The sequence below is a fragment of the Xanthomonas sp. NCPPB 3761 genome (assembly GCF_041475705.2).
Taxonomy (GTDB): Bacteria; Pseudomonadota; Gammaproteobacteria; order Xanthomonadales; family Xanthomonadaceae; genus Xanthomonas; species Xanthomonas phaseoli.
The window spans coordinates 1,052,642-1,068,043 of the sequence record NZ_CM191262.1 but is presented as its reverse complement, the minus strand read 5'-3'; the positions used below and the strand labels follow the sequence as shown (position 1 = coordinate 1,068,043).

Below are 15,402 nucleotides of genomic sequence, written 5' to 3'. Positions count from 1 at the left end.
CGACGACACCGCGTGCAGGCGCGGCCTCCGTTAAACTGCGCAGATGAATTCTTCCTTCAGCGCACCGGCCAAGAAGTCGCTTGGCCAGCACTTTCTTGCCGACCGGTATTACATCGACCGCATCGTGCAGGCGGTAGACCCGCGCGCCGGCCAGCATCTGGTCGAGATCGGCCCGGGCCAGGGTGCCATCACCTTTCCGTTGCTGCGCAAGCATGGCGCCTTGACCGTGATCGAATTCGATCGCGACCTGATCGCGCCGTTGACCGAAGCGGCCGCACCGATCGGCGCGCTGAGCATCATTCACCGCGACGTGCTCAGCGTGGATTTCACTGCACTGGCCGATGGCACGCCGATCCGCCTGGTCGGCAACCTGCCCTACAACATCTCCTCGCCGATCCTGTTCCATGCGCTGGACCATGCCGCTGCCGTGGCCGACATGCACTTCATGCTGCAAAAGGAAGTGGTCGACCGCATGGCCGCCGGCCCCGGCAGCAAGGTGTACGGACGGCTTAGCGTGATGCTGCAGGCGTATTGCGAGGTGACTGCGCTGTTCGTGGTGCCGCCGGGTGCGTTCCGGCCGCCGCCGAAGGTGGACTCGGCCGTGGTGCGGCTGGTGCCGCGCGACCCGGCCACGGTGCAGATCAACGACCGCCGCCGCTTCGCCGATGTGGTGCGCGCCGGGTTCGGGCAGCGCCGCAAGACCCTGCGCAATGCCCTGTCCACCATCTGCGAGCCGGCCCATTTCGAGGCTGCGCAGGTGAGACCGGATGCACGCGCCGAACAACTCGAGGTCGCGGATTTCATCCGGCTGGCCAATGTCGAGCCGGCTTGAGCGCCGCTCCCACACCGTTTTATTTAGACTTTCGCCATGCAAGATGATCCGCGCTACCGGGTCGAGGTCGAGGTATCGCCCCGCTTCCTCGCCCATCAATCCACCCCGGACGAAGGCCGCTACGCCTTTGCCTACAGCATCCGCATCCAGAATGCGGGCGCGGTGCCTGCGCGCCTGATCGCGCGCCATTGGCAGATCACCGATGGCAACGGTCGCACCGAGCAGGTGGATGGCGAAGGCGTGGTCGGCGAACAGCCGTGGCTGCGCCCGGGCGAGGCTTTCCATTACACCTCCGGCGTGCTGCTGGAGACCGAGCAGGGACAGATGCAAGGCCACTACGACATGGTGGCCGACGATGGCACCGAATTTATCGCCCCGATCGCCGCCTTCGTGCTGAGCGTGCCCAGGACGCTGCACTGATGAATGCTGGAGTGAGGGAGCGCACGCAATGAGCGTCTGGGCCATCGGCGACCTGCAAGGGTGCTACGACATCACCCAGCGCTTGCTGGAGAAGATCAATTTCGACCCCGCCCAGGACACGCTGTGGTTCTGCGGCGACCTGGTCAACCGCGGCGGGCAATCGCTGGAAACGTTGCGTCTGGTGCATTCATTGCGCGCGCACAGCGTGGTGGTGCTGGGCAATCACGACCTGTCGTTGCTGGCGATCGGTGCGCGTTCGGAAGAAGAGCAGCGCAAGGTCAATCCGGATCTGCTGCGCATCGTGATGGCCGAAGATCGCGATGCGCTGCTGGACTGGCTACGCATGCAGAAGCTGGCGCACGTGGACCGCGCGCTGGGCTGGATGATGATCCACGCCGGGCTGGCGCCGAAGTGGACCACGCAGATGGCCGAAAAACACGCACGCGAGGTCGAGCAGCAACTGCAGGGCGGCGGCTATCGCAAGCTGCTGCGCAATATGTACGGCGACCAGCCGGGTTGGTCGCCTGGCCTGAGCGGCTACGACCGCAGCCGCGCCATCATCAATCTGTTCACCCGCATGCGCTATTGCACCCCGCGTGGGCGTATCGCCACCGACGACAAGGGCACGCCGGGGACGCAGGCACAGGGCCTGTATCCCTGGTTCGAAGTACCGGGTCGGGTCGAGCGCGACCTGAAGATCGTTTGCGGGCACTGGTCCGCGCTGGGTCTGACGATCACCCAGGGCGTCCATGCGATCGATACCGGTGCGGTCTGGGGCGGCAAGCTGACGGCGTTGCAGCTGGATAGCGATGAACTACGCGTGGTGCAGGTGCCCGGACGCGAAGTGACCGGGCCGGCACCGGCCGCACGCGCGCCGCGGCGTCCACGTGAGCGACAGGGACGTCAGCGTTCGCGCGGCAATCGCGGCAATGCGGGGAACGCAGCGGCCGGCCCCAAGCCGCCGGTCGATCCGCCACAGGACTGAGCGCGCGAGGCGCCCGTCGCCATCGCGGTGCCGGGCGCGACACGGCATCGCTCAGCGGCGTTCGTAGTCCACGAACGAAAACGCATGGGCATGCCGGGCGTCGGCAGCATGTAACTCGCGCCTCACCGGCGACCACACCGCTGGGTCGATCGGCGGAAAATGCGTGTCGGCGCCATCCACTGCGGTGTCCACTTCGGTCACGGCCAGCAGATCGGCACGCTCCATGGTCAGGCGATACACCTCCCCGCCACCAATCACGCACAGCTCCTGCGCCCCCTCCTGCACGGCGCATTCGATCGCCTGCTCCACCGATGCGACCGCCTGCATGCCGTAGAACGGCACCTGCCCCGAACGGGTCAGCACCAGATTCAATCGCCCCGGCAACGCACGCCCCAGCGATTGCGCCGTCTTGCGCCCCATCAGGATCGGCTTGCCCAGCGTCAGCGCCTTGAAGCGCTTGAGATCGTCCGGCAATTTCCATGGCAAATCGTTATCGCGGCCGATGGCATTGTTGCGGTCGAAGGCGACGATCAGCGAAAGTTTCATTCTTTGCCCTGGCCTTGAATTAAGCGCGCATCGCACATCTCGGCAATCGGCCTCAAGCTCAAACTTCCGCTCTTGACCAGCTCCATCAGGGCTGGCTGAGCTTCCCGCAACGTATTTTCCATGATCGCACCCACTTCCAGTGCGAGCGCTTGGTTGTTGTAGATCAATTGAGTGGCCACCAAGTCGTTTCCGGAGTCTAGAGCCGCCGTCGCCATGACGCGCTCGCTCGCGGAGAGTGTCGTTTGCATGGCCGCGATGATGCTCTCTGCGAGCGCCGGATCGTTCATCATCCTTTCGAGTGACGGACGCAACTGCCTATCCAGCATCGAAGACAGCGCAGGCTGCATTTCAGGACAGTTATCTTGCCACTTGGATTTCGCTTGGGCTTCCGTCACCTTGAGCAAGTCGTCTATCGAACCTTGCACCATCTGTTGGTGCAAGGGCGGCTGAAAGACTCGCAAGTAGATTTGACGTGACTGCTCGATTGGAGACAGTCCCGCCACTTTCCGGGCTTCCGCCACGGGTGTCAGCAGGCAGAATACAAGCGCAATGCACAGACTCATCTTCTGCATGAGGCGCCTAGTCAGTTATGGGCCAGGCTGAGTCTAGACCGCCACCGGCGCCTTGATCGCCGGATGCGGGTCGTAGCCTTCGATGGCAATGTCTTCGAAGCGGAACGCGAACAGGTCGGTGACATCGGGATTCAAACGCAAGATGGGCAGCGCGCGCGGGGTGCGCGTCAGCTGCTCGCGTGCCTGCTCGAAGTGATTGGAATACAAGTGCGCATCGCCCAGCGTATGCACGAAATCGCCCACGCCCAGCCCGGTGGCCCGCGCCACCATGTGGGTCAGCAGCGCATAGCTGGCGATATTGAACGGCACGCCCAGAAAGATGTCGCCGCTGCGCTGATAGAGCTGGCAACTGAGCTTGCCGTTCACCACATAGAACTGGAACAGGCTGTGGCACGGCATCAACGCCATCTGCGGCAGCTCGCCGACATTCCAGGCGCTGATCACCAGGCGACGCGAATCCGGATTGCGCTTGATTTCATCCACCAGCCACTGCATCTGGTCGATCTCGACGCCGTCCGGGCCAGTCCAGCGCCGCCACTGCTTGCCGTACACCGGCCCCAGATCGCCGTTGTCGTCGGCCCACTCGTCCCAGATGCGCACCTGGTGGTCGCTGAGGTAGCCGATATTGGTGTCGCCCTTCAGGAACCACAGCAACTCATGGATGATCGAGCGCAGGTGCAGCTTCTTGGTGGTCACCAACGGAAAGCCGTCGTTGAGATCGAAGCGCATCTGCCAGCCGAACACGCTGCGCGTGCCGGTGCCGGTGCGGTCGGACTTCTCCGCGCCGTGTTCCAGCACGTGCTGCAACAACTCCAGGTACGGCTTCACTTGGCAGCCTCCACGCCCGCAGGCGCCGGCAGCACCGGCTGCAACACCGGCGCGCGGCGCGACATCGCCAGCAATACCAGGCCAACCGCAATCAATGGCAGGCTCAGAATCTGGCCCATCGTCAGCCAGTTGAAGGCCAGGTAGCCGATCGGTGCATCGGGTACGCGCACGAATTCGACGATGAAACGGAACACGCCATACAGCAATGCAAACAGGCCGGAGACCGCATACCGTGCGCGCGGCTTCATCGAGAACGTCCACAACACCACGAACATCACCACGCCTTCCAGCGCAGCTTCATAAAGCTGCGAGGGGTGGCGGGCGAACTGGTTCAAGGCGCCCGCGGCGTACTGCGCCTGGATCTGCGCGGGCAACCGGTCGGCCAGCTCCGGCGCATGCGGAAAGATCACGCCCCAGCCGGCCTGGGTGAATTTTCCCCACAACTCGCCGCCGACGAAATTGCCGAGCCTCCCGAAACCAAGACCCAGCGGTACCAGCGGGGCGACAAAGTCCATCACATCGAAGAAGTGCAACCGGTGCTTGCGCGCCCACAGCCAGCAAGCGATCAACACGCCGAGCAGGCCACCGTGGAAGCTCATGCCGCCTTCCCAGACCTTGAACAGGATCAGCGGATTGGCCAGGAAGGTCTCGAACGCATAGAACAGCATGTAGCCGATGCGCCCGCCCAACACCACGCCGAGCATGCCGTAGAACAGCAGATCGGAGAAACCATCCATGTCTACCGCAGGCAGACGACCGCGCAGGATGCGCGAACGGCCCAGCGCCCAGGCAGAGAAGAACGCCGCCAGGTACATCAAGCCATACCAGTGCACCTGCACCGGGCCGAGCGAGAAGGCAATGGGGTCGATGGCGTGCAAATAGATCATGCGGACCGCGTATCACATAGAGCGAGGCCGCTATTCTGACACCTCGTACGCGCTCAACCTAAGATCCGCGGCCGGTCAGGTAGCTCGTCTTCATGCTGCGCGCCGTCGGGGGCCGGGAAATGCTCGGCCAACAGCTCGGTCACCGCCTCGATGCCGGCCAGGACCGCCGCTTCGTGCTGGCCTTCGCGCAGGAACTGCTGCATGCGCCGACACACCTCTGCCCAACGCGCTTCCGGCACCCGGCTGCGCAGGCCGCGGTCTGCCACCACCTCGATGGCGTGGTCGGCCAGCAGCAGGTAAATCAGCACCCCGTTGTTGGCTTCGGTATCCCAGGTCCGCAGTTGCGCGAAGGCCTGCTCGGCGCGCTGGCGTGCGCTGTGTCCGCGCCACAATGCCTGCAGTGGCAGGTCAGCCTCGACCGCGACCATGATCTGGCCGGTGTGCGAGCGCTCGCTCGCAGTCACCGCCGCCGCAATGGAATCCATGCATGCGGCTGGAAAGATGCGCTGCGCCGAGGGCGCGAAAAGATGCCTGAGCCACCGCATTACCAGCTCCCCGAGGCGCCACCGCCTCCTGATGACCCGCCGCCACCGCCCCAACCACCACCACCGCCGAACCCGCCACGGCCGCCGCCGCCAAATCCACCGAAGCCGCCGCCACCCCAGCCACCGCCACCGACAAAGCGGCCCGGCGAGCCGGAGGCCAAACCAGCCAGCAGACCGATCACCGCCGCACCTGCGCTGGCGAACAGCAACGACGTCAACAGCAATGCCGCGCCGCCAGCGGCAACGCCGGTCAGCAGCGCGCGCAGCGGGCGCGGTAGCGCGCCCAGGATGCCGCGCGCCACCATCGCCACCACGAAGCCGATAAACAGCGCCATGATCCAGCCACCGCCGCCCGTGCCGTTGCCGCCATCGGCATGCCCGCTGACCGGCGCCGGCAGGACCTCGCCCTCGACCAGGCCAGCCAGTGTTGCGGTCGCCGCCGTGATGCCGCCCGCGTAATCGCCCTCGCGGAAGCGCGGCGCCAGATACTCCTGGATGATGCGATTGGCAGTGATGTCCGGAATGGCGCCCTCCAGCCCGTAACCTGGCTGGATGCGCACGCGACGGTCGTCCTTGGCCACCAGCAGCAGCACGCCGTCGTCCACGCCCTGGCGGCCGATCTTCCATTGGTCGAACACGCGCTGGGCGTATTGCTCGATCGCTTCGGGCTGCGTGGTGGGCACGATCAAAATCTGCAGCTGCGCGCCCTTGCGCTGCTGCAAGGCCAGCGCCTGTTGCTCAAGTTGCTGGATCTGCGCCGCATCCAGGGTGCCGGTGACGTCGACCACCGGCGAGCGCAGCGGCGGGATGGCAGCCAACTCCTGCGCCAGCAGCGATGCCGGCAGCAGCAGCAACGCCATCATCCACACCACTCGCACACACAATCGCCGCATTGCCGACTCCTAGCTGATGTGCGCTGACCGTCGATCAGCGCTGGGTTTGCGATTCCTTCTCACTGCAGGACATTGCCTCTTGCAGAAAGGGTGCGCCCGAAGCGAGGCCACGGGTGGTCGGAACGACTGCGCGCCCTGGCGCCTTCCCTTCACTTCCCCCCTCCCCGATGGGCGAGAAGCCAGCGCTCCCCTCTGTCGGTCTGGCCTGCAGATTCGGACCGATGTGCACCTCGGCATGCGTTGCCGTGGCAGGTGCCTGTGCGTCGTTCGACAGCGCGTACCGCGCTTGCTGGCAACGACTGCACAGGCGCCGGACACGTACAGCAGCTGATTACTGCGCAGGCTGCGGCGCGGGCTGTTGCTGCGGCGCCTGCTGCGTACCGAAATCCACCTGCGGGGCCCGCGAGATCTGCGCTTCGTTTTCCACGCTGAAATTGGGCTTGGGCTGGTATCCGAAGATCTTGGCCGTGATCACCTGCGGAAACGAGCGGATGTAGGTGTTGTAGTCCTGCACGGTCTGGATATAGCGGCCACGCGCTACCGTAATCCGGTTCTCGGTGCCTTCTAGCTGCACTTGCAGATCGCGGAACGACTGGTCCGACTTGAGCTGCGGATAGTTTTCGCTGACCACCAACAACCGCGACAACGCGCTACCCAATTCGCCTTGCGCCTGCTGGAACTGCTTCAACGACGCTTCGTCATCGGCGTTGACCTGGATCTGGCCGACGCGCGCGCGCGCATTGGTCACCTCGGTCAGGACCTGGCGTTCCTGCTGGGCGTAGCCCTGCACCGTTCGCACCAGGTTGGGAATCAGATCGGCACGGCGCTGATACTGATTGAGCACCTCCGACCAACCGGCCTTGACGCCTTCTTCCTTCTGCTGGATCGCGTTATAGCCGCAACCGGACAGCGACGCGGTCAGGATCAGCAACACCAGGGCGCGAATCAGGACAGGCATGCAGGCGATTCCGTTGGAAGAGGGCCCGAGCATGCCACGTGCCAAGTCAAGCCCGCATGCACACCTCCCTGCCCGGTTCGCCCTGCCTGCCGCGCGTCACCACAGCCGCGGCAGCAAGATCAATCCCCAGCACAGCAGCACATTGATCAGCAGCACGAACACCGCCGCCGAACCCATGTCCTTGGCACGCCCGGCCAATATGTGGTGTTCCGGGCCGTAGCGTTCGATCACCGCTTCGATGGCAGAGTTCAGCAGTTCGGCCGCCAGCACGATCAAGAGTGGTGCAATCAGTGCAATGCGCTCGAGTCCCGACTGCCCGAGCCACAGACCGAGCGGTATCAGCACGGCTGCCAGACAGACCTCCAGGCGGAACGAGGATTCGTGCAGCCACGCCGCGCGCAATCCCTGCCATGACCAGATCGCCGCCTTGAGCATGCGGCGCGGACCGCGCGGGACGTGCCCCAATTGATCGGCCATGCGTCAGTGCGTCCTGCCGCAGGGGCGAAAAGGGGAACAAGTCGAACGCATGGCATGGTCGCTGCTGGGGAAAGTGCGAATCTTGCACCGTGGCGCCCCGCCCCGCCAGCTGCCTGCAGGTTTGCCCTCAGCTTCCAGCCTGGCGCACCATGGGAGCCCGCTTCACTGTTGAAGGTTCCTGCATGACCATCCATCGCCTGCGCAGCGTGCTGTGCGCCCTCGCCCTTCTGTCCGGCCATGCGTACGCCGACGCCCTGCACACTGCTCCGGCCGTGCCGGCCCAGGTTTCAAATGCCGCCTGGGAACAAGACATGCAACGCTTCGCCGAGAGCGACGCGCGCCAGCCTCCGCCCAAGCACGGCATCGTGTTCGTCGGCAGCTCATCGATCCGGTTCTGGGAAACGCTGGCGCAGGATTTTCCTGGCAAACCGGTGATCAATCGCGGCTTCGGCGGCTCGGAAGTGCGCGACAGCACCTGGTACGCAGACCGCATCGTGATTCCATACGCGCCACGCCAGGTTGTGCTGTATGCCGGCGACAACGATCTCAACAGCGGCCGCACGCCCGAACAGGTGCGCGATGACGTGCTGGCATTCGTGGCACGTGTACGCCGCGACCTGCCCGAGGCACGCATCAGCTATCTGTCGATCAAGCCCAGCCCGTCGCGCGCGCAGTTGCTGCCGGCGGTGATCACGGCCAACCGCCTGATCAAGGAGGCGCTCGCTCCCCTGCCGCGGGTGGACTTCGTGGACATCTACACTCCGATGCTCGACGCCAGCGGCAAGCCGCGCGCAGAACTGTTCCGCGCCGACAGGCTGCACATGACGGCCGATGGGTACGCGATCTGGCGCAAGGTCGTGGCACCGGTATTGGAACAACGCTAGAACGCAACCGAGCCGATCCGGCACGCCTGTCGCCGGATCGGCCGGCTGCAGGCGCGAGGTTGGCTGCCGCTCCATGGCGGCGCGTTTTTATCGTGGCGGCAGGCTGCTGGCCTGTTTTGAGACACAACTGTCGTAGGCGCCTGCGGTTTCGGCACGCGGCGATGGGGTTTGCGGTGCGCGAGAGATACCGGCGATGCCAAGCATCTGCAACGTCGCTAAACACGCTGCTGGCATGCATGCACCGGGGGCGCTGCACTGTTGGCACCAAGTCGAGCGTTCCGGCTGCCGAGCGGCCAGTAAAGTGATCGAAGCGGTTAGCCAATCGCGCGTGCAGCAGCCGTGCGTGGTCTTCCTGCCATCGCTGCCTGCCTATTGACCGGCAGCAAGGCGTTATCAGCACGCGCCAAGACCCCGAGTGCCGCCTTAAGCAACGATCACCGCCACCGACGTCCCGACCCCGGCTTCGCTCTGCAGTTCGATACGCCAGCCGAAGCGATCGCACAGCCGACGAACGATCGACAGGCCAAGCCCCGTGCCTTGCGGGCGGGTGGGATCGGCGCGGAAGAAGGGTTCGAACGCGCGGGCACGCGCCTCTTCGCTCATGCCAATGCCGGTATCGCGGACCACGATACGGTCGTGGGTCACCTCGACCTCGATGCTGCCGGTATCGGTGTACGCGCAGGCGTTACGCAACAGATTGCTGAGCACCACCCGCATGACCCTGGGCGGAGCAAACATCTGCAGGCTGCGGTCGCCGACCATGCGCAACGACACCGGTTTGTCGCCGAGCAGTTCGCGGGCGCTTTCCAGTTCTTCGCTGGCAAGCTCGGCCACATCGAAATTTTCGCTTTGCGGGTCGATCTCTGCCTCGCGCGCCAGGATCAGGAACGCATCGATCACCGCTTCCATATCGTGGCCGGCACGCTGGATGCGGCGCAGGCTGCGCTGCGTGCGTGCGGACAATTCGTCGTCGGCCAAGGCCATGTCGCTGGCCACACGGATCACCGTGAGCGGAGTGCGCAATTCATGGCTGGCATCGCGGGTGAAATTGCGTTCGCGCGCGACATGCTCGCTGACGCGCAGCCCCAGCGCATGCAGCGCGGCGGCCAGCTGGCGTGTTTCGCCCTGCAATTCGGCAGGCAGCCGCTCCGGAGCCAGTTCGTCCACATCCGGGTTGCGCGGATCCCAATGCGACACACGCCGCGCCAGCCAGCTGATGGGCGAGACCAGCCGCTTGGAAACCCGATAGGTGAACCACGACACGCCATAGATCGCCACCAGCACCACGATTGCCGGCACCACACCGAACCACAAGGTCAGATGCGCGGCACGCGAGCGCGGAAACACCAGATACAGCCGCCCCTCCGGGCGTTGATCGACATACACCAGCGCATCGGCGGCAGCCACTTCGCTGAAACCCGGAGACAGGTGGCGCAGCGCGGCCGGCGCAGCGGCGGGGGCAGCACCGGCAGGCGAAAAATAGCCCTGGATGTTGCGCGTATTCGGTGGCCGATTGTCCGGCACGCTCTTTTGCATCTGCCAGAAATGCACGGCCTCGTCGGCGAGCACGGTGCGCACCAGGCTGTATTTGATGACGAACGACACCAGATACCCGGCCAGCACGAGCGCCAGGCTCGCCAGCGCGACCTGCAGCAGGAAGGCGAGACGTATTTTTCTCGGGAGCCCGTGTGGCATTGCTGCATCCAGGGAAGAGCGCCGGAGTATAGGCAGCGCCTCCGTGAGTCCTTCGTGCAACCAGCCGGCAGCACAGGAGATCGATCGGCGCGCGAGCGCCTGCACCGCAGGCAGCCGGCCGCCAGAACGGCGGCCGGCACATGACATCACGCCATCGGTTGGGCGATGTCGGCGATGCGATAGCCGGCGCTCTGCACGGTGTGCAGCAGCGGACGGTCGAACGGCTTGTCGATGATCTTGCGCAGGTTGTACAAATGGCTGCGCAAGGTGTCCGAGTCCGGCAGGCCATTGCCCCAGATTTCGCGCTCGATTTCCTGGCGGGTGACCACGCGCGGCGATTCGCGCATGAGGATGGTCAACAAGCGCAGGCCGATCGGCGAGAGCTGCAGCTCGGTGCCGGCACGGGTGGCGCGCATGCTCACCGGGTCCAGCACCAGGTCGGCGACCTTGAGCACTTCCGAGCCCACCTGGCGACGCTCGCGGCGGATCAGGGCACGCAGGCGCGCTTCCAGTTCCTGAATTGCGAACGGCTTGGTCAGGTAGTCATCGGCACCAAAGCCCAGGCCGGTGAGCTTGTCGTCCAGCGTGTCGCGGGCGGTCAGCATCAACACCGGGGTGGACTTGCGTGCGTCGTTACGCAGGCGGCGGCACACTTCGATGCCGTCCAGGCGTGGCAGCATGAGATCCAGCACGACCACGTCGTAGCTGTTCTCCGCGGCAAGGCGGTAGCCATCCAGGCCGTCCTGCGCGTAGTCGACCTCGAAGCCACGGCCTTCCAGGTACTCGCCGATCATTTCGGAGATATTGCGGTTGTCTTCGACGACCAGCACGAGGCCGGACGTTTCCTTGGTCTGACGCATGGACTTTCCTCGGTCTTCAGCTTTGTGAAACATGCCGGATCGACGGTGGAAAGGGCGTGAAGACTGGATAACGTTTTGCGCTGCCCCGTCGTTAGCGGCCGAGCAGCGGGCGCAACGCCGGCCATACCGTCTCCAGCACCTTCGGTTGCGCGGCGGCAGTGGGATGCAAGCCGTCTGCCTGCATCAGGCCAGGCTGCAGCGCGACCTTCTCCAAAAAGAACGGCACCAGCGCGGTCTTGTACTGTTTGGAGAGGTCCGCATAGGTCGCCTTGAGCCGCTCGCGGTAGGCTGGGCCGTAATTGGGCGGCACGTCGATCCCGAGCAACAGTACCTTGGCGCCGGCTTGCTGGCTGAGCTGGATCATCTTTTCCAGGTTGCCCTTGAGCTGGGCCGGGGTCAGCCCGCGCAGCGCGTCGTTGCCGCCGAGCTCAATGACCACCACGCCGGGGCGGTGCTTTTCCAGCAGGCCCGGCAGCCGGGTCAGCGCGCCGGAGGTGGTTTCGCCGCTGATGCTGGCATTGACGACTGCCGGGGGCGTCGCCATGTCACGCTTCAGGCGCTGGTCCAGCAAGGTCACCCAGCCTGACTGCACCGGGATGTTGTGCGCAGCGCTCAGGCTGTCGCCGACGACCAGGATCGGCGCGGTGGCGACCGGACTTTTGGCAGAGGCAATCCCCGGCGCAAGCAGGGAGAGTGTCAGCAGCCACAGGGCCAGCACGCCATATCGCAGTGTTCTTTCACGCATTCGGAGATTCCTCATCGACAGTCTGGCCCCCCGCTTCAGCACCCGCACCGCCATCGACGTTCGCGAGGTCGGCAAGTCCGTCAGTGGCCCGGAGGGAACGCTCCACATCCTCGACAACGTGAGCTTGACGGTCAGTGAAGGCGACAGCATCGCCATCGTCGGCGCGTCCGGTTCCGGCAAGACCACCCTGCTCGGCCTGCTGGCCGGGCTTGACCTGCCCAGCCGCGGCAGCATCGCGCTGGCGGGCCAGGACCTGGGCCAGCTCGACGAAGAAGCCCGCGCTGCGCTACGCGCCCGCGACGTCGGCTTCGTGTTCCAGAGTTTTCACCTGCTGCCGGCACTGACTGCCGAAGAAAACATCGCACTGCCGCTGGAACTGGCCGGGCGCGAGGATCCGGCGCGGGTGCGCGAAGTGCTGGAGGCCGTGGGCCTGAGCGCACGTGCGCGGCATTATCCGCGCCAGCTGTCCGGTGGCGAGCAGCAACGCGTGGCGCTGGCGCGCGCCTTCGTGGCCCGCCCGCGCATCCTGTTCGCCGACGAACCGACCGGCAGCCTGGACCAGGCCACCGGTGCGCAGATCAGCGACCTGCTGTTCGCGCTCAACGCCACCAGCGACACTACGCTGGTCCTGGTCACGCATGACATGACGCTGGCGCAGTGCTGTCGCCATATTTACCGCATCGACAGCGGCCGCCTGCACGCACAGACCGGTCCGGCCGCATGAACGTCGTGCGACAAGCCGCGCGCGCGGTGCGCCGCGAATTCCTGGCCGGGGACCTGCTGACCGTGTTCGCCGCGCTGGTGCTGGGCGTGGCGGTGATGACCGCAGTGGGCACCCTGGTCGACCGGGTGACGCTCGCACTGACCTCCAGTGCGGCCGAAGTGCTTGGCGGCGACCTGGGCGTGACCGGGCGGCAGGAAATCCCGGCCGACTTTGCCGAAGAAGCCAAACGGCGCGGCCTGCAGAGCACGCGCATGGTCAGCTTCCCTAGCGTGTTGTTCCATGGCGATGCCAGCCAGATGGCCAATATCCGCGGCGTCGGCGCCGGCTACCCGCTGCGCGGGCAGTTGCTGGTGTCCAGGGACGGCACCGGCACGGAAGGTCGCGCCGCCAGCGCACCGCCGCCGGGCCAGGCCTATGCCGATCCGCGCCTGCTCGAAACACTGGGCCTGCACGTGGGCGAGCAGCTGGAGTTCGGTGCCGGCCATCTGACCATCACCGGCGTGTTGCGCGCCGAGCCCGATGCCTCCGGTGAGCTGATGCAGCTCGCGCCGCCGCTGCTGGTCAATCGCGCCGATATCGACGGCGCCGGCCTGCTCGGCCCCGGCAGCCGCGCTTCCTATCGGCTGATGTTCGCCGGCGCACCGGATGCCATCGCCGATCTGCGTGCCTGGTTGAAACCCCGCGCCAGCGAGTACCGCTTGGTCGGTATCGAAGACACCCAACGCGGCATGCGTGCGGCGTTTGATCGCGCCGGCCGTTTCCTGGCCTTGTCGGCATTGCTGGCCGTGCTGTTGTCCGGCGTGGCGACTGCGCTGGCGGCGAACCGGTTCGCGATGCGACGCATCGACACCGTGGCGGTCTTGCGCTGCCTGGGTGCCCGCCAACGCGACATCCTGGCGATGCTGTCGCTGCAGCTGCTGCTGACGGCGATTCCGGCCTGCCTGGTCGGTATCGGGCTTGGCATGCTCGCGCAGGAAGGCCTGGTGCAGGCGCTGGGCAGCCTGATCCCGAACCGGCTGCCGCTGCCGCAGGCCACCCCTGCCCTGGCCGGTGCAGGCATCGGCCTGGTGCTGTTGCTGGGCTTCGGCCTGCCGCCGCTGCTGCGGCTGCGCAACGTGCCGCCGATGCGCGTGCTCAACCGCAGCTTTGCTGCCGTGCCGCCCAGCTCGTTGCTGGTGTACGGCGCAGCACTGGCCGCCACGCTCGCGCTCACCGTCTATGCCACCGGCAATCTGGTGCTGGCCGGCTGGGTGCTGGGCGGCCTGGCCGCGCTGGCACTGGTGGCGATGTTGCTGGGGCTGGGCCTGCTCGCGTTGCTGCGGCCGATCCAGCATCGCCTGCGCGGTGCCTGGAAACTGGGCCTGGCCTCGCTGACACGGCGCCGCGGCCTGAGCGTGGTGCAACTGGTCGGGCTGTCGCTGTCGTTGTGCGCGCTGTTGCTGCTGGCGGTGGTCGGCCCGGGCCTGCTCGCTCAATGGCGCGACCGCCTGCCGGCGGATACGCCCAACTACTTTCTGATGAACATCCAGCCCGAACAAACCCAGCCGGTGCTGCAGACGCTGCGCGGTCTGGGGGTGAATGATGCGGCCGTGGAGCCGTTTTCCACCGGGCGCCTGGTGGCCATCAACGACAAACCGCCGGTGCGTGGCGACCGCGACCCGGCCGACGATGGCGACGGCGACAACCGCCCGGTGAATTTTTCCTGGCGCCACGCGTTTCCGCCGGCAAATACGCTGCTGCAGGGCAAGTTCTGGGCGGCCGACAGCACCGCGGCGGAAGCCTCGGTGGAAGAAGGCTGGGCGCAGCGCTACCAGCTCAAGCTGGGCGATCGCATCACCCTGCTGCTGGGCGAGCAGCAACGCACGTTCACCGTGACCAGCATCCGCAAGGCGGACTGGGATTCGTTTCGGGTCAACTTCTTCCTGCTGCTCAATCAAGGATCGGTCGGAGATGCGCCGTACAACCTGATTTCCGCCTTCCACCTGCCGCCGGGCAATGCCTCCAAGCTGGCGGCGCTGAGTCGCGACTATCCGAACATTTCGCTGCTGGATATCGATGCCATCCTGGGCCGCGTGCGCGAGGTCATCGACCAGGTGGCACAGGCGGTGCAACTGGTGATGGGCTTCAGCCTGCTGGCCGGCGTGCTGGTGTTGCTGGCCGCGTTGCAGGCCACCGCCGGCGAACGCCGCTACGACAGCGCTGTGTTGCGCACCCTGGGCGCACGCCGTGGCCAGTTACGCGGGGCGGTCCTGGTGGAATTCGGCGCGCTCGGCGTGCTGGCGGCGACGTTGGCGGTGACCGCTGCGGCCGTGATCGGCGCGGTCGTGGGGAAGCAGGCGTTCGAGATGGCGTTGACGCCGGATTGGCCGCGCCTGCTGCTCGGCGGCGCGTTCGGGTTGGCGTTGAGTCTGTTGGCGGGTTGGTCGGGCACCCGGCGCATTCTGTCCACGCCGCCGGCGCTGGCATTGCGAAGCGAGTAAGTGCGGGTAAGAACCGTCGCATGCGGGTAACGGCATGCGGCGGGTGGCTTGGTGGCGGTGCTGCACGCCAG

General features: G+C 65.8%; 17 protein-coding genes. 6 read left to right on the top strand and 11 right to left on the bottom strand.

All coding sequences use genetic code 11. The features are described 5' to 3' along the window. The first annotated feature begins 43 nt into the window (after window positions 1-43). Genes rsmA through ACCQ00_RS04530 form a run of 3 tightly spaced genes read left to right on the top strand, consistent with a single transcriptional unit; the run spans window position 44 to window position 2,237 of the window. Window positions 44-832 carry a 16S rRNA (adenine(1518)-N(6)/adenine(1519)-N(6))-dimethyltransferase RsmA gene (gene rsmA / locus ACCQ00_RS04540; RefSeq protein WP_017157314.1) on the top strand — a complete coding sequence of 263 codons (789 nt, stop codon included), beginning with the start codon at window positions 44-46 and terminating at the stop codon, window positions 830-832. Between the two features lie 36 nt (window positions 833-868). Beyond that, the gene (gene apaG / locus ACCQ00_RS04535; RefSeq protein WP_007965232.1) at window positions 869-1,252 is read left to right on the top strand and encodes a Co2+/Mg2+ efflux facilitator ApaG/CorD; all 384 of its coding nucleotides are present in this window, start codon (window positions 869-871) and stop codon (window positions 1,250-1,252) included. 28 nt (window positions 1,253-1,280) lie between these two features. Further along, the gene (locus ACCQ00_RS04530; protein ID WP_039570744.1) at window positions 1,281-2,237 is read left to right on the top strand and encodes a symmetrical bis(5'-nucleosyl)-tetraphosphatase; all 957 of its coding nucleotides are present in this window, start codon (window positions 1,281-1,283) and stop codon (window positions 2,235-2,237) included. A 51-nt stretch (window positions 2,238-2,288) separates the two neighbouring features. Here the strand turns inward: ACCQ00_RS04530 and ACCQ00_RS04525 are convergent, their stop codons facing one another. From ACCQ00_RS04525 to ACCQ00_RS04490, 8 genes are all read right to left on the bottom strand, one after another. Beyond that, complete coding sequence (locus ACCQ00_RS04525) at window positions 2,289-2,783, bottom strand: dihydrofolate reductase (protein ID WP_039570740.1); 495 nt, start codon at window positions 2,781-2,783, stop codon at window positions 2,289-2,291. Further along, entirely contained in the window at window positions 2,780-3,355 is a 576-nt protein-coding gene (locus ACCQ00_RS04520; RefSeq protein ID WP_039570737.1) for a hypothetical protein, read from the bottom strand. Before ACCQ00_RS04520 ends, ACCQ00_RS04525 begins: the two co-directional genes overlap by 4 nt. Window positions 3,356-3,388: 33 nt before the next feature. Then, a complete protein-coding gene (locus tag ACCQ00_RS04515; protein ID WP_039570734.1) occupies window positions 3,389-4,183 on the bottom strand; it encodes a thymidylate synthase in 795 nt (264 codons plus the stop codon). After that, window positions 4,180-5,070: a prolipoprotein diacylglyceryl transferase gene (lgt, locus tag ACCQ00_RS04510; RefSeq protein WP_039570730.1), complete on the bottom strand. Its 891-nt coding sequence runs from the start codon at window positions 5,068-5,070 to the stop codon at window positions 4,180-4,182. Before lgt ends, ACCQ00_RS04515 begins: the two co-directional genes overlap by 4 nt. Window positions 5,071-5,123: 53 nt before the next feature. After that, complete coding sequence (locus ACCQ00_RS04505; protein ID WP_039570727.1) at window positions 5,124-5,615, bottom strand: TPM domain-containing protein; 492 nt, start codon at window positions 5,613-5,615, stop codon at window positions 5,124-5,126. Further along, window positions 5,615-6,508 (bottom strand): TPM domain-containing protein, encoded by an 894-nt coding sequence (locus ACCQ00_RS04500; RefSeq protein ID WP_099770668.1) that lies wholly within the window; start codon window positions 6,506-6,508, stop codon window positions 5,615-5,617. Before ACCQ00_RS04500 ends, ACCQ00_RS04505 begins: the two co-directional genes overlap by 1 nt. 331 nt (window positions 6,509-6,839) lie before the next feature. After that, window positions 6,840-7,466 (bottom strand): LemA family protein, encoded by a 627-nt coding sequence (locus tag ACCQ00_RS04495; protein ID WP_017157321.1) that lies wholly within the window; start codon window positions 7,464-7,466, stop codon window positions 6,840-6,842. A 96-nt stretch (window positions 7,467-7,562) separates the two neighbouring features. Further along, window positions 7,563-7,943, bottom strand: a complete 381-nt coding sequence (locus tag ACCQ00_RS04490) for a diacylglycerol kinase (protein ID WP_039569468.1) — start codon at window positions 7,941-7,943, stop codon at window positions 7,563-7,565. 182 nt (window positions 7,944-8,125) lie between these two features. Between ACCQ00_RS04490 and ACCQ00_RS04485 the strand changes: the two genes are divergently transcribed. Beyond that, window positions 8,126-8,827, top strand: coding sequence for an SGNH/GDSL hydrolase family protein (locus tag ACCQ00_RS04485; RefSeq protein WP_039569465.1), 702 nt, complete (start codon window positions 8,126-8,128; stop codon window positions 8,825-8,827). 423 nt (window positions 8,828-9,250) lie between these two features. On the opposite strand, the gene ACCQ00_RS04480 is transcribed toward ACCQ00_RS04485, so the two are convergent. The 3 genes from ACCQ00_RS04480 to ACCQ00_RS04470 form a co-directional block, all read right to left on the bottom strand. Further along, complete coding sequence (locus tag ACCQ00_RS04480; protein ID WP_017157324.1) at window positions 9,251-10,522, bottom strand: sensor histidine kinase; 1,272 nt, start codon at window positions 10,520-10,522, stop codon at window positions 9,251-9,253. 146 nt (window positions 10,523-10,668) lie between these two features. After that, entirely contained in the window at window positions 10,669-11,382 is a 714-nt protein-coding gene (locus ACCQ00_RS04475; protein ID WP_002811889.1) for a response regulator transcription factor, read from the bottom strand. Between the two features lie 91 nt (window positions 11,383-11,473). After that, entirely contained in the window at window positions 11,474-12,142 is a 669-nt protein-coding gene (locus ACCQ00_RS04470; protein WP_170922310.1) for an arylesterase, read from the bottom strand. 109 nt (window positions 12,143-12,251) lie between these two features. On the opposite strand from ACCQ00_RS04470, the gene ACCQ00_RS04465 reads away from it, so the two are divergent. Together ACCQ00_RS04465 and ACCQ00_RS04460 are read left to right on the top strand one after the other, a co-directional pair. After that, window positions 12,252-12,851 carry an ABC transporter ATP-binding protein gene (locus ACCQ00_RS04465; RefSeq protein ID WP_039569462.1) on the top strand — a complete coding sequence of 200 codons (600 nt, stop codon included), beginning with the start codon at window positions 12,252-12,254 and terminating at the stop codon, window positions 12,849-12,851. Next, window positions 12,848-15,331 carry an ABC transporter permease gene (locus ACCQ00_RS04460; RefSeq protein ID WP_039569460.1) on the top strand — a complete coding sequence of 828 codons (2,484 nt, stop codon included), beginning with the start codon at window positions 12,848-12,850 and terminating at the stop codon, window positions 15,329-15,331. The genes ACCQ00_RS04465 and ACCQ00_RS04460 overlap by 4 nt, the downstream gene beginning before the upstream one ends. Window positions 15,332-15,402 lie beyond the last annotated feature (71 nt).

Coding starts and splice junctions, on each gene's coding strand:
- ACCQ00_RS04480 (WP_017157324.1), bottom strand. CDS start 10,522: ATGCCACACGGGCTCCCGAGAAAAATACGTCTCGCCTTCCTGCTGCAG.
- ACCQ00_RS04500 (WP_099770668.1), bottom strand. CDS start 6,508: ATGCGGCGATTGTGTGTGCGAGTGGTGTGGATGATGGCGTTGCTGCTG.
- ACCQ00_RS04460 (WP_039569460.1), top strand. CDS start 12,848: ATGAACGTCGTGCGACAAGCCGCGCGCGCGGTGCGCCGCGAATTCCTG.
- ACCQ00_RS04530 (WP_039570744.1), top strand. CDS start 1,281: ATGAGCGTCTGGGCCATCGGCGACCTGCAAGGGTGCTACGACATCACC.
- ACCQ00_RS04520 (WP_039570737.1), bottom strand. CDS start 3,355: ATGCAGAAGATGAGTCTGTGCATTGCGCTTGTATTCTGCCTGCTGACA.
- rsmA (WP_017157314.1), top strand. CDS start 44: ATGAATTCTTCCTTCAGCGCACCGGCCAAGAAGTCGCTTGGCCAGCAC.
- ACCQ00_RS04525 (WP_039570740.1), bottom strand. CDS start 2,783: ATGAAACTTTCGCTGATCGTCGCCTTCGACCGCAACAATGCCATCGGC.
- ACCQ00_RS04490 (WP_039569468.1), bottom strand. CDS start 7,943: ATGGCCGATCAATTGGGGCACGTCCCGCGCGGTCCGCGCCGCATGCTC.
- ACCQ00_RS04485 (WP_039569465.1), top strand. CDS start 8,126: ATGACCATCCATCGCCTGCGCAGCGTGCTGTGCGCCCTCGCCCTTCTG.
- ACCQ00_RS04475 (WP_002811889.1), bottom strand. CDS start 11,382: ATGCGTCAGACCAAGGAAACGTCCGGCCTCGTGCTGGTCGTCGAAGAC.
- ACCQ00_RS04495 (WP_017157321.1), bottom strand. CDS start 7,466: ATGCCTGTCCTGATTCGCGCCCTGGTGTTGCTGATCCTGACCGCGTCG.
- ACCQ00_RS04505 (WP_039570727.1), bottom strand. CDS start 5,615: ATGCGGTGGCTCAGGCATCTTTTCGCGCCCTCGGCGCAGCGCATCTTT.
- apaG (WP_007965232.1), top strand. CDS start 869: ATGCAAGATGATCCGCGCTACCGGGTCGAGGTCGAGGTATCGCCCCGC.
- ACCQ00_RS04470 (WP_170922310.1), bottom strand. CDS start 12,142: ATGAGGAATCTCCGAATGCGTGAAAGAACACTGCGATATGGCGTGCTG.
- lgt (WP_039570730.1), bottom strand. CDS start 5,070: ATGATCTATTTGCACGCCATCGACCCCATTGCCTTCTCGCTCGGCCCG.